This window comes from Pedobacter sp. GR22-10 (assembly GCF_026239715.1).
In the GTDB taxonomy this organism is placed as follows: Bacteria; Bacteroidota; Bacteroidia; order Sphingobacteriales; family Sphingobacteriaceae; genus Pedobacter.
On sequence record NZ_JAPIVR010000006.1, the window covers coordinates 1 to 19,240 of the forward strand.

The following is a 19,240-nucleotide window of genomic DNA, read 5'->3' on the forward strand; positions in this document are numbered from 1 at the left end:
GATTACCTGCTCACACAATCCAAAAGATAAAGTCATGCCGTTACCACCTAAACCATTAATGATGGTTACCCCTGGTGCTACCGCCATAACCAGTTCGGTTTCGCCGTTTTTCATTTTCGGATAAATGCCATTCCAGGTTTGGATGATGCTGTTATCTTTAAAATGAGTAAAGGTTTTTAAATATTTTATAATCAGCTGGTTGATAAAATCCTTGTCGAAAGGATCATGAACCAGGCCATACTCATGCGAATCGCCGATGGTAATTTCTCCGGTATGGTTTTGGGCCGCCATTACATGGATGCCCCATTTCAAATATTCTGCATATTCCACTTCGTAACGTTTACGCAGCTGGGATAAAGATGGTGTGGCGTGAAACCCGGGATAATGAATCATACTCAGGCTTCCGCACAATGCCGGCCCCATACGCCAGCCCTCTGGCTGACTGATGATGCGTAACATTTGCAATTTGCATTTGGTAATGCCCTGCTGCATAAAAATTTCAGGATATAGGGTTTCAAATTCGGCACCACTGCAAATAAAGATTTCATCAGCCTGCCAGCTTCGTGATCCTGATTTTACAGTTGAATTTTCTACCTGGCTGATGGCCGTATTCCAGTGAAAATTTACCCCATATTTTTCTTCCAGATAACCGGCTATTTTACCAATGGCTACGCGGGCTTCTACAATCATTTCCGTCCCGCTCCACAAGGCGCCTTTTAATACAGCAGGATTTACGCCGTTTGATTTGGCTAAAGTTTGTTGAGGTGTAAGCAATGTACAATAGCGATAAGCCTGATTCATTTCTACATATTCAGTCATCACTGCAAGTTCATCATCGCTATTGGCGATGTGTAATGAACCTACCTCATCATGCCAGATACCGGCCTCCATGCAAATCTGTTTCCAGATACTGCGGGATAACATTGCACGCTCGAAAAGGGGCCCCGTAGGTTGTCCTATTGGCCACACCATCCCAAAGTTGCGGATAGATGCACCAACTGCACGCTCGTTACGTTCAAATACGGTTACTTCAAATCCCCTGATGGCAAGTGCCCGGGCGGTGGCCAAACCTACAATGCCGGCTCCAATAACGATGGCAGATGGTTGATTCATATGGTTGAAAATTTTAACGGTGTTGCCACAGCAGAAGTGCCCTTGCGTGCAGATTGAAAAAAATAAATTAAGGATAAGATGCTGCAAAGGCCTCCAATAACGGCGACCAGGATTATACCTTCTCTAAAAAAATTCCCCCAGCTGATATCCGGCTTTCCGAATTCTTTCACGATTAATACACTTACACTGGCCAGGTAGCCCAGGGAATCGGCCAGGTACATTACAAAACCCACATTGCTTTTATAATGAAAAGTGGCAATCATCCGTTCAAAAAAGATGGCGTTATAAGGCACATAACCCAGATAGAGCCCCAAGCCAGCCATTGTCATCCAGGCTACGGGGCCAACCATATGTAAACTGAACATAAGGGTGGATACGCCAATTAAAATGCAGCCCCCTATAATGAAGAGGTGGATAATACTGAAGGCTTTTAAATTTCTTTTGATCAGAAAAAGCAAGCTCATGGCAACCAGTACAATGATCGAAATCCGGCTATCTATTTTCGCATAAATGTTCTTATCGGTAATCCCCAGGCTGTTCCAGATTTCCACTTCAAAGTTATCACGCACATCACGCATCACTGTAAGCAAAACATAGATGATTAAAGTAAGGATAATGCCGGGCAGGAAGCGGCTGATAAATTGTTTTCTTTCTGAAGCCGTCATAGGCTTACGTTCAGTGCGCAGAAGCCGGTCTTTTTCTGTAGGCGGCGGCATGAGTTCGAGCAGTAAGACAAAAAATATAATCGGGATTACAAATAATGCACCCGTTAAAAATGGCATCATGTATTCATTTACATGGTAAGCGTGCAGAAGCGTTTGGCCAACTGTTTTTACGAAACCTGAACCGAAAATAAGGCTTATGGATAATACCGCAGCCATAAATTCGGTAGAACGGCGACCTTCCAGATAGCCAAATACCAGACCCCATATTAAACCCAGAGGGAAACCATTCATAAATAAAAACAGCATATTGTAGGGTGCCGGTACGAGGGCAAAGCCCAGCAAAGCCAGCCACGAAATACCTACCAGCAGCAGTATGGTAGCCCCCCTGCGCTTACTCTTAAGTTCGGCAATAAAACGGATGCCATAAAATTTACTCAGTGTATAACCTACAATCTGAAAAATAACGAGCCATACTTTATAATCAATATGAAAATACTGCTGCCCCGCGTATGTACCTGCAGCGAAGGCCTTGCGGAAGGCATACATAGATGAATAGGCCCCAAAAGCAGCCAAAGCCGATATAACCGACGTAAGGGCATAAGGCCAATGGGCTATCTTTGCCCGTAAAATTTTTGCTAAGCCCATCGCGATTATTTATAAAACGATGCCAAGCACATCAGCAATGTTATCAATAATATGCGTGGGATGGTAGGGCTCCAGCTCGGCACGGGTAAAAGCGCCGGTGGTTACCGCAATCACATATTTACAACCTGCGTTCTGCCCCTCCCGGATATCTACTTCGGTATCACCAACTTTCGCCACCTCATCTGCTTCAGCAATACCGGCCAGCTGCCGCAAACGGTTAATCATCCCTGGATTGGGGCGACCTTCTGCTACTTCGTCCGAACAAACCAGGTAATCAAATATATCTTTCTCCCGCCATTCGAGTCTTTTAATAATCACTTCGGCAATATCTCTTGAAAAACCCGTGTTGATGCCTACCTGAATACCTGCTTTTTTTAAGGCCAATAGCGTTGACGTTGCATTTGGTAAGGCTTCCAGAAAATCGGCCTGCTGATAATATTCAATCATCAGGCGTACAAAGGTCTCGTGGATCTGATCAATAAGAACTGGTGTAATCTTCGAAGCATCAGCTTCATATAAGTGGAGCATTTTGGTAATCGCCACTATTTTTTTATAGCCCATTAAAGGGTTGATGATGTGATCAGGAACATCATAACCATACTGATGTAAGGCACTTTTGAAAGTTTGCGTAACTTTATTTTCATCTTTGACCGTGGTACCGGCCATATCAAACACTACGAGTTTAATGGACATTTGCTAAATCTTTTGTTTAGCAAAATTAAACTTAGTTTATTATTACAAAACTACCTTAATGTTAAAATAAATTTAAGTTTAGCTGATTTCTTCAAAGAAATAGATTACCAGCATACTGGCTTTTTCTTTACCCAAATTTTTGGGGGTATGCGGCATACGCCCATCAAACAGCATAGAATCACCTTGCTTCAGGCTATATACCTCCTCCCCAAAATGGTAATCAATACACCCGTTTAAGATGTACTTATATTCAAAAGCTTCCGTTTGGATCTGCGGTCTTTGGGCACCGGGTTCCAAATCGAGAATAACGATATCTATGGTTGATTTCTTAATGGATTGTGTAAAGATGCGCTGGTAATTAAAACCTATAGCATCTTCCTTTTCAAAATGCTCGTAAGCTTCCTTACGGCGGATCAAAAGTGGAAACTCCTTGCCATTGTATTTAATATCCTTGAAAAATATGTTTAAATCAATTTCTAAAGATTTAATAATATCAATGAGTACAATTAAAGATGGTACAGTACGGCTATTTTCAATCTGCGAAATTAATCCCTTGCTAACATTTGCCCTGGAGGCAAGTTCCTGCACCGTAATATTCTTCTCACGTCGCCTGTCTTTAATACGGTTACTGATCTGTATCAGTACATCATCTTCCATCGATCTGATTTTTGTAAGGGCGGAAATTAGAGAATAAATTTTAGCATGGCAAGGCTTTTAAAATATTTTAGTATCATGTAAGAAGGTCACAAAAATTTAATTCTGTGCTAACATGAATTGCTTTTATTTGCGTTTTTTTAGATCGCATGACAGAAAAACCCTTAAATCCTCAGCTTATTGCTGATGAAGTGTTCGCTTTATATGAGGCACATGGAAATGATGATTACATCGGAGAACCTGTTTCCCAGTTGGAGCACATGTCGCAGGCAGCAAACCTGGCACTTGCAGAAGGCTATGATGATGAAGTTGTACTTGCAGCTTTCTTTCATGATATCGGACATTTATGTGCCGCAGGTTCAGCAGTGGGAAGCATGGATGGCATGGGTAATGTAAATCATGAGCAGATTGGAGCTGATTACCTGCTGGCACGTGGTTTCTCCCCGCGTTTGGCCAAACTGGTAAACGGACATGTGATTGCTAAACGCTATCTCACTTATAAATATCCCGAATATTTTGATAAGCTCTCTCCGGCCAGTCGCATTACTTTAGGCTTTCAAGGCGGACCAATGCATGCAGCCGAAGCAGCTGCATTTGAAGCTGATCCTGATCTTGATATTATTATCCGCATGCGTTTTTGGGATGATGAAGCGAAATTAACAGCGATCCCGATCAATAATTTAGATCAGCTTAAGGCGCTTGCCATAACACATTTAAGCCATAGTAAATAGGAATTATTGCTTTGGTGTTAAATCATCTTAACCTAATTGTATTGATTTAGTTACCAAAACTGAAATCTGTTAATGATCAGTAAACAAACTTTTAAAGTTTAGATAACTTAAAATTAGTTTACAAATAATAAACAAAGTTTAGTATTGCCAAATAATATTAAATCAAATTATTTGGCAATTATGGATGCTTTTTACCCCAATTTAAAAAGGCTCGCACTCCTGGTGATGTGCTTCCTTTCTCCGCTAATTTTACTGGCACAAACCAAGATTTCAGGTGTGGTTAATGATGAGACCAATCAGCCTCTTCCCGGGGTAACTGTCATGCTCAAGGATTCTAAAGTTGGCACAACTACTGATAATTATGGCCGCTTTATCCTATCAGCAAATATCGGTCAAACACTTCAGTTTCAATTTGTAGGTTTCAACAGCCAGGAAGCGACCATTATTGACAGCACGAACCCGCTGACCATCACGCTGCAAGGGAATAACCAAACACTTAATGAAGTTGTGGTAACGGCTTTAGGTGTAAAAAAGGATAACCGTAAAATTGGTTATGCCGTATCTACCGTTCAGGGAGATGATCTTATCCTGGCGCGTGATCCCAATCCGGTAACCGGCTTAATTGGCAAAGTGGCCGGATTATCAGTAGGTCCTTCTGCTGAATTATTGGGCTCGCCAAATGTAGCCATTCGCGGAAATACCATTTCTTTATATGTAGTGGATGGTTTCCCCATCAATACAGATACCTATAATATCAGTCCGGATGATATTGATACCTATACGGTATTAAAGGGTCCCGCTGCAGCTGCACTTTATGGCAACAGGGCATCTTACGGTGCCATTCTGATTACCACCAAAAAAGGCAACAAAAACAAAAAAGGCTTAACCATTGATGTGAACAGCAGTACGGTCATCAACAAGGGATTTTTGGCCTTTCCAAGAATACAGCACGCTTATGGGGCGGGTGAAAATACTTTTTATCAGTTTGTTGATGGTAAAGGTGGCGCACCGGGGGGTGTAGATTCTGATTATGACATTTGGGGGCCATACTTCAACGGACAATTAATTGCACAATATGACAGCCCTATCGTGAACGGTGTACGCCAGCCAACACCTTATACCGCGCGGGGTGCAAATAACTTAAATAACTTTTTACGCACCGGAGTTCAAACGAATAACAATATCGCCTTAACCTCTAACGGCGAAAACCATACCATCCGTTTTTCTGCTTCGCAACAACACCAGGACAGTTACATTCCTGAGCAATACCTGGATATTGCCAATGTCAACATGTATGCTTCATTCAACCCCAGCCCACGCTGGAAATTTGAAGGTAATGTTAACTTCAACCGCCAAACCACTGATAATTTTCCAGATGTACAATATGGCCCAAACAGTTTAATTTACAATATGGCCATCTGGACTGGGGCAGACTGGGATGTGAACGCACCCGATATTAAAGCCATCTGGCAACCGGGTAAAGAAGGGATTCAACAACAATTTGCAGAATATACCCGTTACCACAATCCCTGGTTTATGGTGAAAGAATGGACACGTGGCCACTATAAAACAAATACCACCGGCTACCTTTTAGCCAATTACAAAATCAACACGAACCTGAATGCAACCTTACGCTCTCAGGTTGATACCTACAATATCCTGCGCACAGAGAAAATGCCTTTTTCTGCCCATCCTTACGGACGTGAAGGCAATGAAGGGGATTACCGTGAAGATCGCCGCGACTTATTCGATAACAACACGGAGCTGATGGTAAATTACGATTATACCATTAAAAAATTCCTGAATATTTCGGGTTTAATCGGCGGAAACATGCGCAACATGTCTTATAATTCCAGCTGGACCTCTACCGATTACCTGAATGTTCCTGAAGTTTATGCTTTCAGCAACTCTAAAAATCCAATCCAGTCTACCAGTTTCAACTCTGGCATGCGGGTATTAAGTGCCTATTATTCGTTGGATTTAAGCTTAGGCAAATATGCAACGATTTCAAGCACAGGCCGTTTAGATAAATCTTCTGCCTTTCAGGTTCCAACCACCTATTATTACCCAAGCTTATCAGCAGCAACAGTAATCTCTGATTATGTTAAAATGCCAGCTTTTATCAGCTTTTTAAAAGCCAGGGCATCATACTCCAATATTCGATCTGATGCCACTTCTACCACCATAGGCCCTGCCCCATTCAGTTCCATTACGGCCTTGGGTGGCAGCACGGGTGCATCACTTTTTAACAACCCACTGGGCTATGGCACGACATATAGCTCTCCATACAATGGACCTGATTATTCTTTAAATACTTCCTACGCCACGAGCAAACCTTATAATAGTCAAACCGCAGGTTACGCTTCTGATTATTTATATCAGAATGGGATTAAAACCTCAACGCGTGTAAATTATGAGGAAGGCTTTGACATCAGGTTTTTTAAAAACAGGTTAACTTTTAGTGGAACAGCCTTCCAGTATATTGATGGGCCAAGAATTTTACCAAATGCCATTTCAACGGCTACAGGTTACACCATTGAATACCTGAATGCGCTTAAAACGAAGAAAACCGGATACGAAGGCTCATTAAGCGGTGATGTTTTTAAGCAGGCAGACGGCTTTAGCTGGAATATCCTAACCAATATTGCTACTTACAAAGAAGTTTATAAAGAACTTCCGCAGGGCCAAAGCATTTATGCTACCTTCTTTAAAGCAGGAGACCGTACAGATAAATTATATGGAAGCGCATTTGTAAGAACACCGGATGGAAAAATCATCAATGATGCGGCAGGCAAACCATTGGTTAACCCAACAGCCCAGTTTCTGGGTAACGAAATCGGCAGATTTAACTGGAGCATTTACAATAAATTCCAATATAAAAACCTAAGCCTGGGCATCCAGTTTGATGGGAATGTTGGTGGTGTAATTGTTGATTACATGCACAACAAAACCATGCGTGGTGGTTCAAATGCAGAAACTGCAGAAGGCGCTTTAGGTGCCGCCAGATACCAGGATTGGTCAAACTTTGGAAAGAAAGGTTATAATGGCACTTACGTTGGAGAAGGTGTAGTGATTGCTAACGGCGCTTCAATTAATTATGACTCCAATACTGGCGCCGTGCTTAATTATGCAGCCTTACAATACGCTCCGAACACACAGGTGGCCTTTGTACAGGATTATGTCAGTAAATATTACGGGGTAGACGAGGCTAACCTGATGAGTAAAACATTTACCAAGCTGCGCGAAGTAACTCTCGGATATGAATTTTCTAAAGAATTGCTGGAAAAAACCTTTATCAAAAAAGCTTCATTATCGTTGTATGGGCGGAATTTATTGTACTTCTATAAGGATAAACGCTTTAAGGATGTAGACCTTGATCAGTATAATTATGCCACGCCCTCAACCGGTTTACAGTCGCCAACTATCCGCAGTTTTGGCATCAACCTAAACGCTTCTTTCTAACCTTGACAACACAAAAGATCATGAAAAAAACAGCCTATATATTCCTGTTGCCCCTGGTGCTCATCACCCTGGTAACAGGTTGTAAAAAAAGCTTTGAAGAGCTCACTAAAAACACCAATAAACCCAATTCCGTTTCTGCGGCCCTTTTGTTAAATGGCGTATTAAATAATTTACCAGACCTGCCAGATGGTTCAAAAGAAACCTATAGCCAGTATTACCTGAACAATTATGATTACTATGGCAATAACCGTTATGATTTGGGTAGTGGTGATGATTATTATGCTGCACTTAAAAACGTAGTGGAAATGGAGCAACGTGCTGCAGCTACCGGTGGTGCCAGCATTAATCCTTATGAAGCATTGGGTAAATTTTTTAAAGCCTATTTCTTCAGTAAAATGAGTTTGGAAATGGGTGATATTCCAATGACGCAGGCACTAAAGGGCCTGGATGCGCTGGAACCCGGATATGATTCACAAAAAACAGTAATGCAGCAATCGCTGGCCTGGCTGGAAAGTGCCAATAGCGATTTGGATCAGCTAATTAAAAACCCGGCTAATTTTGGCACTGGTGCGGGCGCAACACTCAGCAATGATATCTATTTCAACAATGACCTGAGTAAATGGCAAAAAACGGTAAATGCACTAAGAATCAGATTATTGATTCAATTAAGCAAAAAAACAGCGGATACCGATCTGAATGTGATGACGCAGTTTGCCAGTATCATCAACAATCCTACTAAATACCCTTTAATGACTGGTACTGCAGATAACCTGCAATACACCTTTGTAGCCCCGAACAATTATTACCCTCAAAACCCAAATAATTTCGGGCAAAGCGGATCCAGAAAAAATTCATCAGCAACTTATATCAGTTTACTTACCCGTTTAAAAGACCCGAGGGTTTATGCCACTGCCGAACCCGCAAGAGATTTAGTGGATAATGCTAAGCAAAGCGCTACGGATTTTGCTTCTTTCCTTGGTGCAGATGCAGGCCTGGATTTAGGTGTAATGTATAACAATGCCGGTTTACAAAAATATTCTTTCCTCAACCGTAAACGGTTTTATTCTACTTATACCGGTGAGCCAAGCATACAGATCGGCTATGCCGAACTCATGTTTAACATTGCAGAAGGCATTAATAGAGGATGGGCAGCCGGAAACGCTGAAACCTATTATATTGCGGGCATAAAAGCCTCGATGAGTGCTTATGGCATTCCTGAAACGGGCAACTATACCGCATATTTCTATCGCCCCGGATCAACAGATGTAACCAACACATCCAATTATGATACCTTTATTATCCCGGTTGATTTTAATACCTATTATAACCAGGCTACAGTAAAGTATGCAGCCGGCACAACAGGTATTACACAAATTTTGCAGCAGAAATACCTGGCCTTGTTCAGACATGCTGGTTTAGAATCTTATTTTACTTACCGCCGTACCGGAATTCCCGCTTTTACAACCGGCCCGGGAACAGGAAACGGAAACCGCATTGCGCAACGATTTAAATACCCTTCCGCAGAACGCACTGCCAATGCTAAAAATTATCAGGCAGCCATTACCGCTCAGTTTAATGGCAATGATGACATTAACGGCATCATGTGGATTTTAAAATAATATTCGTTCAGGCAAGGCCAACTATTGGCTTTGCCTTTACCCTCCAACCCATCATATGAAAAAGCTTATATTAATTGTTGCCTTAACTATAAGTGTAACATTTTCCTTTGCACAGGCCAGGAAAACAAGAAACCTGTTAATTGTTACCCTTGACGGAATGCGCTGGCAGGAAGTATTCAGAGGGGCTGATTCTGCTCTGATCAGTTCAAAATACACGGAAGACAAGGAGGAAGTGAGAAAAAAATACTGGACTGCCGCTCCGGATGACCGAAGAAAACTACTTTTCCAATTTTTATGGAACACCATCGCAAAAGAGGGGCAGATTTATGGTAACCGGGATTTGGGCAATAAAGAAGAGTTATCCAATCCTTATCGTTTTTCCTATCCTGGCTACAATGAGCTTTTTACAGGCTTCCCCGATGTCAGGATGAATACCAATGATGCCATTGCCAATCCTAACCTGAATGTGCTGGAATTTCTGAATAAGCAAAAAGGCTTTGAAGGTAAAGTAGTGACGTTTTCATCATGGGAACGTTTTCCGCAAATTTTGAATACCGGCCGTTCTGGTCTGCCAGTATACTCCGGCTATGCAGATTTGAAAAACAATGATGCAAATGCACGATTAAAATACCTGAACGAACTTCAACATCATGTTCCGCATTACCTCGGTGATTCTACCAGACTGGATTTTATTACCTATGAATTTAGTAAGGAATACCTGAAGCAGTATAAACCAAGGGTAATGTATATGGCTTTTGATGAAACCGATGACATGGCACATGCAGGCAATTATAAATTTTACCTCGACAGGGCCAAGCAGGAAGATGGCTATATTAAAACGCTATGGGAAATGATCCAGGCAGATCCGTTTTATAAAAACAACACAACACTGTTGATCACCTGCGATCACGGCCGCGGAGAGGTACCCATGGATCAATGGCGTGACCATGGCGCAAATGTTAAAGGAGCTGAAAATACGTGGTTTGCCATTTTAGGACCGGACACACCTGCAAACGGAGAAATAAAAACATCAACAACAATTTACCACAAACAACTGGCACAAACCATATCTGAGCTACTGGGTTTTGATTTTAAAGCCGCAGCCGGGCACGAGGTTGGAAATGCTATCAAAACAGTGTTTAAATAATAACTAATTTCTGAATAGATTTAAAGTTGATTGGAAGCGATACCGCTGATGGTCAACTTTTTTAATTTAACCAGTTTTCCAATCCTTCTGAATTAAGTCTGTTTACCGAAAGGCTTTATGGTAAACCGCTACGTTTACGCCCGAACTTTTTAATATGATTTGATGTTATCCATTGAACTAACCCGATAACATCATGGCAAAAGAAAAAAAGAAAAAAACAACGAAGAAAAAAGGTGGCAAAAAGAAAGATAAAAAGAAAAAAGGCAGTACTAAAAAGAACAAGCTTGGTGTAAAAAACTCCCTGGTGAACAATATCAACGCCCGGAAAAAGAAGGGAAAATCCCGTTCGAAAAAGAAATCTAAAGTGAGTAGAAAGGCCTACAAAAAAATGAAAGAGGGCTGGAAGAAAAAATAGTTTAGGCAGGCCATTACATCACAGGTTTTAACAATGGCCTGCTCCCCTTCAATATCGTTATTTTTTCCCATCATCGTCATAAAATCTTGATATCGAAGGATGATCAATTAAAGATAATCACTGGCAAATCAGCTTAAAAAATCCCTAAAACTGAAAATCATAATTTTAGGCTATCTTTACACAAAATAAAATCGATGGCGGTATTACATAAAAAAGAAGAAAAAATTCAGGCAGTGCTGGGTAGGTTGCCTAAAAAATATACAGATGAACAATTCGTTGAAATGTTTATCAGACTTTACTCTAAAGATTGGGGTAAAATCAAATCAGCTTATATCAAGCAATCTCAGGATAAAGAAAAGGGTTCTATCATCAACATGCCTAAGCCGGAGATTTATTTGAAACAGGTTTTAGCCAACTACCTGCAAAATGCGGATGCCCCTAAAGCGGCAGAAGTAAAAAAGGAAGAAATTAAAGAACCCGTTACGGAAGCTAAAAAACCTAAAACACCTGTCAAAAATAAGGCGGAGGCTGTTGAAGCAATCGCTGAACCTAAAAAGGTTAAAGCACCGGCGAAAAAGAAAGTACAAGCAGAAGATGCACCGGCTGCAGCAGTAAAGGAAAAGAAAGCACCTGCTAAGAGGAAGGCCGAAGCCACAGAAGAGCCAGTTGCAGAAGTTAAAAAAACTAAAGCACCTGCTAAAGCAAGAGTTGAAAAACCAGCAGATGCTTCAGCAGAAATTAAGAAACCAAAAGCAGCAGCCAAGAAGCCTGCAGCAAAAAAATAAAAAAAATTTTCACTCAGGTATAATAAATCATCTTTTTGGTTGTTTATGTATATGAGAGCGTTAATTTAGATGACGGGGATAGGTCGGTATGATTTATCCCCGTTCTTTTTTACATCAGAATTTAGACATTCCCATAACTATTGGATTGCCCTCCATCAATAGCTATGGTTTGGCCATTTACATAGCTACAATCTTTACTTAATAAAAAGCAAACCACTTTAGCAACTTCTGCCGGCAATCCAAGTCTTTTAGCCGGATTGGCTTGTGCATAATCCTTTTCTGCCGCCTGGGGATCAGCAGGGTTTACCTGCTTAAAAGCCTCGGCAACCATTGGGGTGAGTATAGCACCCGGGGCTATGGCATTTGAAGTAATTCCATACTGGGCATATTCTAATGCTGTATTTTTGGTCATCCCCGAAACCGCATGTTTACTGGCTACATAAGGCATTTGATTCATTACACCACGGATTCCGCCAACAGATGCCACATTAACAATTCTACCATATTTTCTTTCCTGCATATGTGGCAATACATAACGTAAACCATAATAAACACCCATTAAATTAATATCGACTACTTTTTTGAAAATATCGATATCATATTCCGTTATGGATGCCTGTTTGCCTTCAATACCCGCATTATTGTAAAAACCATCTATCTGGCCAAATTTCTCAATGGTTTCATTAACATAAGCTTTAACTTCCTCTTCTTTTGATACATCAGCTTTAATGATTAAAACCTCTAATCCGGAATAATCTTTTGTCAGGTCAGACTTTGCTTTTTGCAAGGCTTCTTCATTATAATCAACAAGCACTAATTTGGCTCCCAAAGCTGCAGCTTCCCATGCAGTTGCCAATCCTAAACCCATTCCTGCTCCTGTAATCAGAATTACATTTTTTTCAAAATTTTTCATATTCTTCTTTTTAATTATGATCAAATCAACCCGCTATCAGGTTTAATCTGGCATCAATAAATACTTGCTTACCGAACGCAGCGCAGCTGCTAATGTTTGTCAGTTAATTTTAATAAACCTAAAATGTAAAAACATCAAATTGTAATCTTCAGCTTTATCATTGGCATATCGGGAAAAGTCGATATATCTTTGTTTTATGGATCAAGTAGAAATCTTTAAAGCCTTATCAAACAAAACCCGTTTACAGATTTTAAACTGGCTTAAAGAGCCTGCCGAGAATTTTCCTGAACAGCTAAATCCTGATTTCGAAAATATTGGTGTTTGTGTTGGGCAGATTCAAATGAAGGCTGGTTTATCTCAAAGTACCATTTCCGAATATCTTTCCATTTTACAACGAGCAAATTTGGTTACGGCGACACGTGTTGGCCAGTGGACTTACTACAAACGCAGTGAAGAAGGAATCAAAATGTTAAATCAAATTATTAGTACAGCATTATAAAAACAGAAATATATGAACACAGATAGCTTATTTAAGCCCTTTAGCTTAAAAACATTAAATACCAAAAACAGAATTGTAATGGCCCCAATGACGCGGTCTTTTTCTCCTGATGGCATTCCAACCGATGCCGTTGCGGAGTATTATGCTAAAAGAGCGGCCGGCGAAGTAGGACTAATCTTATCTGAAGGAACAGTGATCAATCGACCTTCGTCATCCGCCGACCCAAACATCCCACATTTTTATGGCGATCAGGCTTTGGCTGGATGGCAAAAAGTGATCAATCAAGTTCATGCTGCAGGCGCACAAATGGGCCCTCAAATCTGGCACCAGGGCATTATGGAAAATCATGCTTCTGGCTGGACACCAGATACACCTTTCGAAGGCCCGTCTGCATTACAAAGGCCTGGTTTTGAAAATGGGGTACCGATGACGGATGCAGCCATTGCCGATACCATCGCGGCTTTCGCACAGGCCGCCGCAGATGCAAAAGCTTTAGGTTTTGATACGGTAGAAATTCATGGGGCACACCAATATCTAATTGATCAGTTTTTTTGGGATGGGACCAATAACCGTACAGACATTTACGGCGGCAAAACCCTGGCTGAGCGGACACGTTTCGCTGTTGAAGTGATTAAAGAAACGCGTAAACGTGTTGGAGAAGATTTTGCTTTAATTATTCGCTTATCGCAATTTAAACCTGCTGCTTACGATTTCAAATTAGCCAAGAATGAAAACGAGATGGAACAATGGTTAACACCACTGGTTGATGCAGGAATTGACATTTTACATTGCTCTCAACGCCGGTTTTGGGAACCAGAATTTGAAGGATCTGATTTAAACTTTGCCGGATGGGCGAAAAAAATCACCGGTAAAGCCACTATATCAGTAGGTTCTGTGGGTTTAGACGGTGACTTCTTTGGTGCATTTGCCGGACAAAGTTCACAACCAAGTTCATTAGATGAACTGGTACGCAGAATGGATCGTGGCGATTTCGATTTAATTGCTGTTGGCCGACCGCTATTATCCGATGCAAACTGGGTAGAGAAAATCAAAAATAACCGTACAGATGAATTAAAAGGCTTTAGCAAAGAAGCTTTAGCAGAACTTGTATAAACTTGCTATTTATAAGGCAAAAAAAAGCATCTCAGCAATGGGATGCTTTTTTTGTTCTGACAACTTTGATAGAATTTCCTTAAATTCAACTTTCAAAAAATATTCCATGTCAAATATCTCCCTCATAATAGAAGAACGTCCTGCCAATATTGGCAATTTCATGGTGGGCAGGTTATTGCCATTCAGGGAAAAGCGAATGGTAGGCCCTTTTGCATTCATCGACCATATGGGACCAGCAGCCATGAGCGATCATGAAAATTTAGATGTCCCACCACATCCACATATTGGTTTATCTACATTGACTTATCTTTTTGAAGGGGAGATTGAACACCGCGATAGCATGGGCACAGCTATCATCATTAAACCTGGTCAGGTAAACTGGATGACCTCCGGAAGTGGCATAGCACATTCAGAAAGAACTCCGGCATATCTTCGCCATACAGACAAAATGCTCCATGGCTTACAAATCTGGGTAGCCTTACCAAAAGACCTGGAACAAATGGAGCCAGAATTTTTTCATGTAGAAGAAAATAAGATCCCGGGTTGGGAGCAGGATGGTGTAAATATAAAATTGATCGCCGGAGAAGCATTTGGTAAAAAATCACCGGTTCCGGTTTATTCTCCGCTTTATTTTATCGAAATTAAAAGTAATAAAAGGCAAAAGCTGAACATTGGAAATGATTTATTTGGAGAAAGTGCCCTTTATATTTTAGAAGGCGGCATTGAAAGCGACGGACATCTATTCGAGCCACGGCTTATTTTAATTGCCAACGATGCCAAACTTTGTGAATTTACCATGCTGGAAAATACAACGGTTTACATTTTTGGCGGTGAACCTTTCCCGGAGGAAAGATTTATTTACTGGAACTTTGTGGCTTCGGATAAAGCTTTAATTGAACAGGCCAAACAAAATTGGTTAGACCAAAACTTTAAACCTGTTCCCGGTGAAACCGAATTTGTTCCCCTGCCAAATCAAAATCCTTATTTGAAAAAATGAAGATCATTTCTTTAAACTCATCCTCATGAACTTGATTCAGGATCTTTTTATGGAAGAGTTTATGAAGAGAATTGCTTCGTTATTCCTCCTCACAATGACTATAGATTATCTGATATTATTCTTCCAGTAAGGCCTGCCTAATTTTTTCAGCGGCTTCAGCCAGTTCTTCCTGACTTGGGCTTAGTTTCGCTTTGCTAAAGTTCATATCGCTGACATGATTCATTGGGATTAAATGAATATGCGCATGCGGTACTTCCAGCCCGATTACTGAAACGCCTACTTTTTGACAAGGAAAAGCTGTTTTTACGCCTTTTGCCACAATTTTAGCAAACATCCAGAGACCAACAAACAGGTCTTCATCCATATCAAAAATGTAATCTACTTCAATTTTTGGGATCACCAGCACATGGCCGGCAGTTAAAGGCTGAACATCTAAAAAAGCTAAATACTCTACGGTTTCAGCAACTACATGAGCAGGAATTTCACCGGCAACAATTTTCGAAAAGATAGTCATAAAGGTGGAAGGTATAAGGTGAAAAGGTGTTGAGGTAAGCGTTTTGCGATAGGCGTTTTATAATCGCTCACCGCCAAACGCTATCTGCTTATCTTGATATTTCAAGCACTTCAAACTGCATTTTACCTGCAGGCACTTCAATTTCAGCGAATTCACCAACAGATTTACCTAATAAACCTTGAGCTATTGGAGATTTGACAGAAATTTTTCCGGTTTTTAAATCAGCTTCCGTTTCGGCAACCAACTGGTAAGTCATGGTTGCACCATTTTTTACATTTTTAATCTTAACAATGGATAATGCCAGCACTTTTGTTAAATCCAATTTCGATTCATCAATTAAGCGCGCATTCGCCAGTGTATTTTTTAATTTGGAGATTTTCGCTTCGTGCAAACCCTGTGCTTCTTTCGCAGCATCGTATTCTGCATTCTCTGATAAATCACCTTTATCTCTTGCTTCAGCAATTGCTTTAGATATTAGCTGACGCCCTGTGGTTGTTAGATAATGAACTTCCTCTTTTAGTTTATCTAACCCCTCTTGTGTATAGTACGTTACCTCTGTCATTGCTCTATTAATTTTTTTTCAAACGCTATAAAAAACAAACAAGACTACATAGTTGGTTCCTACATAGTCTTGCTTCAATTATAACGAAGATAAAATCTGAAAATTACAAATGCAAATAAATGCACATGATTTTTATGATTTAGATTTACAGAATGCTGTAATGACGTTGATAACACATTTGAGCAACATATCACTCATTTGAATCTAAGCATTCTTTCATTCAATAAATTCATTCATTATTTTTTACTTTTAGCTCAAATTATTCAGAAAAAATGAAAAAGTTATTTTCGCTAGCCCTCATCTTAGGGATGAGTTGGTATTCCGTTTCGGCTCAGGAGCTTTATATGCCCCGAAATATCAAAGCTGCCTATCAAAAGGGAACACGTTCCATGAATGGGCAGCCTGGTCCCAATTACTGGCAAAATCATGGCCGCTACCAGATGGACATCAAAGTAGATGCAGAAACTAAAATAGTAAGCGGGCAGGAAGAAATTATATACAGCAATAACAGCAATGATACCCTGAATGTATTAGCCATTCGTTTCGTAAACAATTTGCATAAGCCTACTTCACCGCGTAGTGGCTCAGTAAGCGAAGATTTCTTATCCAACGGCTTAAATATTTCTGCTTTTGCGGTTGATGGGGAAACCTATAAGATAGACAGCAAAGGCTGGGGAACAGTTGGAAACGTAAAACTGAAAAAACCATTAAACCCGAAATCGAAAATTACAGTCAAAATAGACTGGGATTATCCATTATCTAAAGAAAGTGGTCGTGAAGGACAGATAGACCCCAATTCATTTTTTGTGGCTTACAGTTATCCGCGGATTTCGGTATATGATGATTACAATGGCTGGGACCGGATTCCGCATACCGACAGGGCAGAATTTTACAATGATTTTAATGATTATGTTTTCACTGTAAAAGCGCCAAAAAATTATGTGGTTTATGCCACCGGCGATTTTTTAAACCCTGATGAAGTGCTTCAGCCAGAAATTGCTGCCCGTTTAAAAAAATCGTATAAAGCAGATGAAGTGGTTCATATTGCCACTGCTGAAGAATTAAAGAACGGAAAAGTTACTGTACAAAAAGACTGGAATACCTGGAAATTTAAAGTTGATCACATTACAGATGTTACTTTTGCGTTGAGTAATCATTATGTTTGGGATGGTGGCAGTGTGGTTGTAGATGCTAGAACCGGCCGCAGGGCCAGTGCACAGGCAGCTTATAATCCAGCTACCGGTAAAGATTTTCTAAATTCGGTGAAATACAACATCAATGCCTTATCCTGGTTTTCGAACAACTGGCCTGGCATTCCATATCCTTATGCCAAAACAATTGCCTTCCAGGGCTTTGCAGATATGGAGTTTCCCATGATGGTGAATGATTCTAACTTCGGCGATCCTGTTTTTGCACAATTGGTTCAGGATCATGAGGTGGCTCACACTTATTTCCCTTTTTACATGGGTATTAACGAAACCCGTTACGCTTACATGGATGAAGGCTGGGCCACTACTTTTGAATACTTAATCGGTATCGCTGAACATGGTCAGCAGGCCGCGGATGATTTTTACAAAAAATTCAGGGTAAACAACTACATCAATGATCAATCTACAGAAGAAGATCAGCCTGTGATTTCCATGTCAGATCAGGTTTCGGGTGCAGGTTACGGGAATAATTCGTACGGAAAGGCTTCATTATCTTACCTGGCATTGAAAGATATGCTGGGCGACGTTCTTTTCAAGAAAGCATTGCACCACTATATGAACACCTGGAACGGCAAACATCCTATTCCATGGGATTATTTCAATTCGATGAATGCAGGTTCAGGGCAAAACCTGAACTGGTTTTTCCAGAATTGGTTTTTCACCAACAACTATCTGGATTTAGCAGTTGAAAAAGTAACTGCAGGAAAAGGAAAATCGGCTGTTACCGTTAAAAACGTTGGTGGTTTTGCTATTCCTTTTGATGTGGTGGTAATTTATGCTGACGGCAAAAAAGAAACCCTTCATCAAACACCTGTAGTTTGGAAAACCAATCAGAAAGAAGTAGTGATCAATATCCCATCAGCCAGGAAAATTACATCCGTTACATTGGATAACGGCATTTATGTAGATGCTACTCCAAAAGATAATATTTACGAAGTAAAATAATACCGTTTTACAGTTTTCAGTTGGCAATCGTAAATAGCCAACTGAAAACTCTAAATTAAAAAACACTAACTGTTCTCTGCTTTAAACGTGGCTTCGTGTTTAACCGGAAAATTCAGTGAGTTGGCGATAAAGCACATTTTATTGGCTTCCTGATGTAGCGATTCTGCCAGTTCGACATGAGCCTTATCCGCAATTAAAACCTGAGGGTGCAAGGTTACTTCTTTAAACTTTCCGCTCCCGTCTGCCAGTTCCTCCATAGTTCCAACGGCCTTATCCTGATAATCAATGACCACAATTTCATTTTTCGAGCAAAGGTGTAAATACCAGAGCATATGGCAACTGGATATCGCAGACAGCAATAGGTCTTCGGGATTATACTTAGTTTTATCACCCAGGAAGGCAGAATCTGATGAGCCCAAAATATCGGCTTTACCATCAACGGTTATGGTATAATCACGATCGTATGAACGATAATCCATTGTTCCGGAACCTTTATTGCCCGTCCACGTAATGGTTGTTGAATATAAATGATCTTTCGGCATAATATATCTGAGTTAGAT

At 40.6% G+C, this 19,240-nt stretch carries 18 protein-coding genes; 10 read left to right on the forward strand and 8 right to left on the reverse strand.

What is annotated here, in order from left to right; translation table 11 throughout:
* The 4 genes from OQX64_RS20245 to OQX64_RS20260 form a co-directional block, all read right to left on the reverse strand.
* The coding region (locus tag OQX64_RS20245; RefSeq protein WP_265820128.1) for a TIGR03364 family FAD-dependent oxidoreductase at positions 1 to 1,113 on the reverse strand (1,113 nt) is incomplete at its 3' end.
* On the reverse strand, positions 1,110 to 2,423 hold the full coding sequence (locus OQX64_RS20250) for a DUF5690 family protein (RefSeq protein WP_265820129.1): 1,314 nt from the start codon (positions 2,421 to 2,423) through the stop codon (positions 1,110 to 1,112). The genes OQX64_RS20245 and OQX64_RS20250, both read right to left, overlap by 4 nt.
* A gap of 9 nt (positions 2,424 to 2,432) precedes the next feature.
* Complete coding sequence (locus OQX64_RS20255; RefSeq protein ID WP_265820130.1) at positions 2,433 to 3,116, reverse strand: HAD-IA family hydrolase; 684 nt, start codon at positions 3,114 to 3,116, stop codon at positions 2,433 to 2,435.
* A gap of 78 nt (positions 3,117 to 3,194) precedes the next feature.
* Complete coding sequence (locus OQX64_RS20260) at positions 3,195 to 3,773, reverse strand: helix-turn-helix domain-containing protein (RefSeq protein WP_265820131.1); 579 nt, start codon at positions 3,771 to 3,773, stop codon at positions 3,195 to 3,197.
* A 146-nt stretch (positions 3,774 to 3,919) separates the two neighbouring features.
* Between OQX64_RS20260 and OQX64_RS20265 the strand changes: the two genes are divergently transcribed.
* The 6 genes from OQX64_RS20265 (at position 3,920) to OQX64_RS20290 (ending at position 11,929) form a co-directional block, all read left to right on the forward strand.
* Entirely contained in the window at positions 3,920 to 4,501 is a 582-nt protein-coding gene (locus OQX64_RS20265) for a phosphohydrolase (protein WP_265820132.1), read from the forward strand.
* A 180-nt stretch (positions 4,502 to 4,681) separates the two neighbouring features.
* Complete coding sequence (locus tag OQX64_RS20270; RefSeq protein WP_265820133.1) at positions 4,682 to 7,963, forward strand: SusC/RagA family TonB-linked outer membrane protein; 3,282 nt, start codon at positions 4,682 to 4,684, stop codon at positions 7,961 to 7,963.
* 20 nt (positions 7,964 to 7,983) lie between these two features.
* Positions 7,984 to 9,582, forward strand: a complete 1,599-nt coding sequence (locus OQX64_RS20275) for a SusD/RagB family nutrient-binding outer membrane lipoprotein (protein WP_265820134.1) — start codon at positions 7,984 to 7,986, stop codon at positions 9,580 to 9,582.
* A gap of 55 nt (positions 9,583 to 9,637) precedes the next feature.
* Positions 9,638 to 10,729, forward strand: a complete 1,092-nt coding sequence (locus OQX64_RS20280) for an alkaline phosphatase family protein (protein WP_265820135.1) — start codon at positions 9,638 to 9,640, stop codon at positions 10,727 to 10,729.
* 193 nt (positions 10,730 to 10,922) lie between these two features.
* A complete protein-coding gene (locus OQX64_RS20285; protein WP_029287553.1) occupies positions 10,923 to 11,144 on the forward strand; it encodes a hypothetical protein in 222 nt (73 codons plus the stop codon).
* Positions 11,145 to 11,338: 194 nt separating this feature from the next.
* Positions 11,339 to 11,929, forward strand: coding sequence for a hypothetical protein (locus tag OQX64_RS20290; protein ID WP_265820136.1), 591 nt, complete (start codon positions 11,339 to 11,341; stop codon positions 11,927 to 11,929).
* Positions 11,930 to 12,050: 121 nt separating this feature from the next.
* Here the strand turns inward: OQX64_RS20290 and OQX64_RS20295 are convergent, their stop codons facing one another.
* Complete coding sequence (locus OQX64_RS20295; protein WP_265820137.1) at positions 12,051 to 12,842, reverse strand: glucose 1-dehydrogenase; 792 nt, start codon at positions 12,840 to 12,842, stop codon at positions 12,051 to 12,053.
* Positions 12,843 to 13,038: 196 nt separating this feature from the next.
* On the opposite strand from OQX64_RS20295, the gene OQX64_RS20300 reads away from it, so the two are divergent.
* The 3 genes from OQX64_RS20300 to OQX64_RS20310 all read left to right on the forward strand — a co-directional run bounded on the left by OQX64_RS20300 (position 13,039) and on the right by OQX64_RS20310 (position 15,451).
* Positions 13,039 to 13,341 carry an ArsR/SmtB family transcription factor gene (locus OQX64_RS20300; protein WP_265820138.1) on the forward strand — a complete coding sequence of 101 codons (303 nt, stop codon included), beginning with the start codon at positions 13,039 to 13,041 and terminating at the stop codon, positions 13,339 to 13,341.
* Between the two features lie 12 nt (positions 13,342 to 13,353).
* On the forward strand, positions 13,354 to 14,454 hold the full coding sequence (locus tag OQX64_RS20305) for an NADH:flavin oxidoreductase (RefSeq protein ID WP_265820139.1): 1,101 nt from the start codon (positions 13,354 to 13,356) through the stop codon (positions 14,452 to 14,454).
* Positions 14,455 to 14,560: 106 nt separating this feature from the next.
* Positions 14,561 to 15,451: a pirin family protein gene (locus OQX64_RS20310; RefSeq protein ID WP_265820140.1), complete on the forward strand. Its 891-nt coding sequence runs from the start codon at positions 14,561 to 14,563 to the stop codon at positions 15,449 to 15,451.
* A gap of 115 nt (positions 15,452 to 15,566) precedes the next feature.
* Here OQX64_RS20310 and OQX64_RS20315 read toward each other — a convergent pair whose 3' ends face one another.
* On the reverse strand, positions 15,567 to 15,965 hold the full coding sequence (locus tag OQX64_RS20315) for an HIT family protein (RefSeq protein WP_265820141.1): 399 nt from the start codon (positions 15,963 to 15,965) through the stop codon (positions 15,567 to 15,569).
* Between the two features lie 88 nt (positions 15,966 to 16,053).
* Positions 16,054 to 16,527 carry a transcription elongation factor GreA gene (gene greA / locus OQX64_RS20320; protein WP_029287566.1) on the reverse strand — a complete coding sequence of 158 codons (474 nt, stop codon included), beginning with the start codon at positions 16,525 to 16,527 and terminating at the stop codon, positions 16,054 to 16,056.
* 272 nt (positions 16,528 to 16,799) lie between these two features.
* Between greA and OQX64_RS20325 the strand changes: the two genes are divergently transcribed.
* Positions 16,800 to 18,680, forward strand: a complete 1,881-nt coding sequence (locus OQX64_RS20325) for a M1 family metallopeptidase (protein ID WP_265820142.1) — start codon at positions 16,800 to 16,802, stop codon at positions 18,678 to 18,680.
* Positions 18,681 to 18,745: 65 nt separating this feature from the next.
* Here OQX64_RS20325 and OQX64_RS20330 read toward each other — a convergent pair whose 3' ends face one another.
* The gene (locus OQX64_RS20330; RefSeq protein ID WP_088302498.1) at positions 18,746 to 19,222 is read right to left on the reverse strand and encodes an OsmC family protein; all 477 of its coding nucleotides are present in this window, start codon (positions 19,220 to 19,222) and stop codon (positions 18,746 to 18,748) included.
* Positions 19,223 to 19,240: the final 18 nt, after the last annotated feature.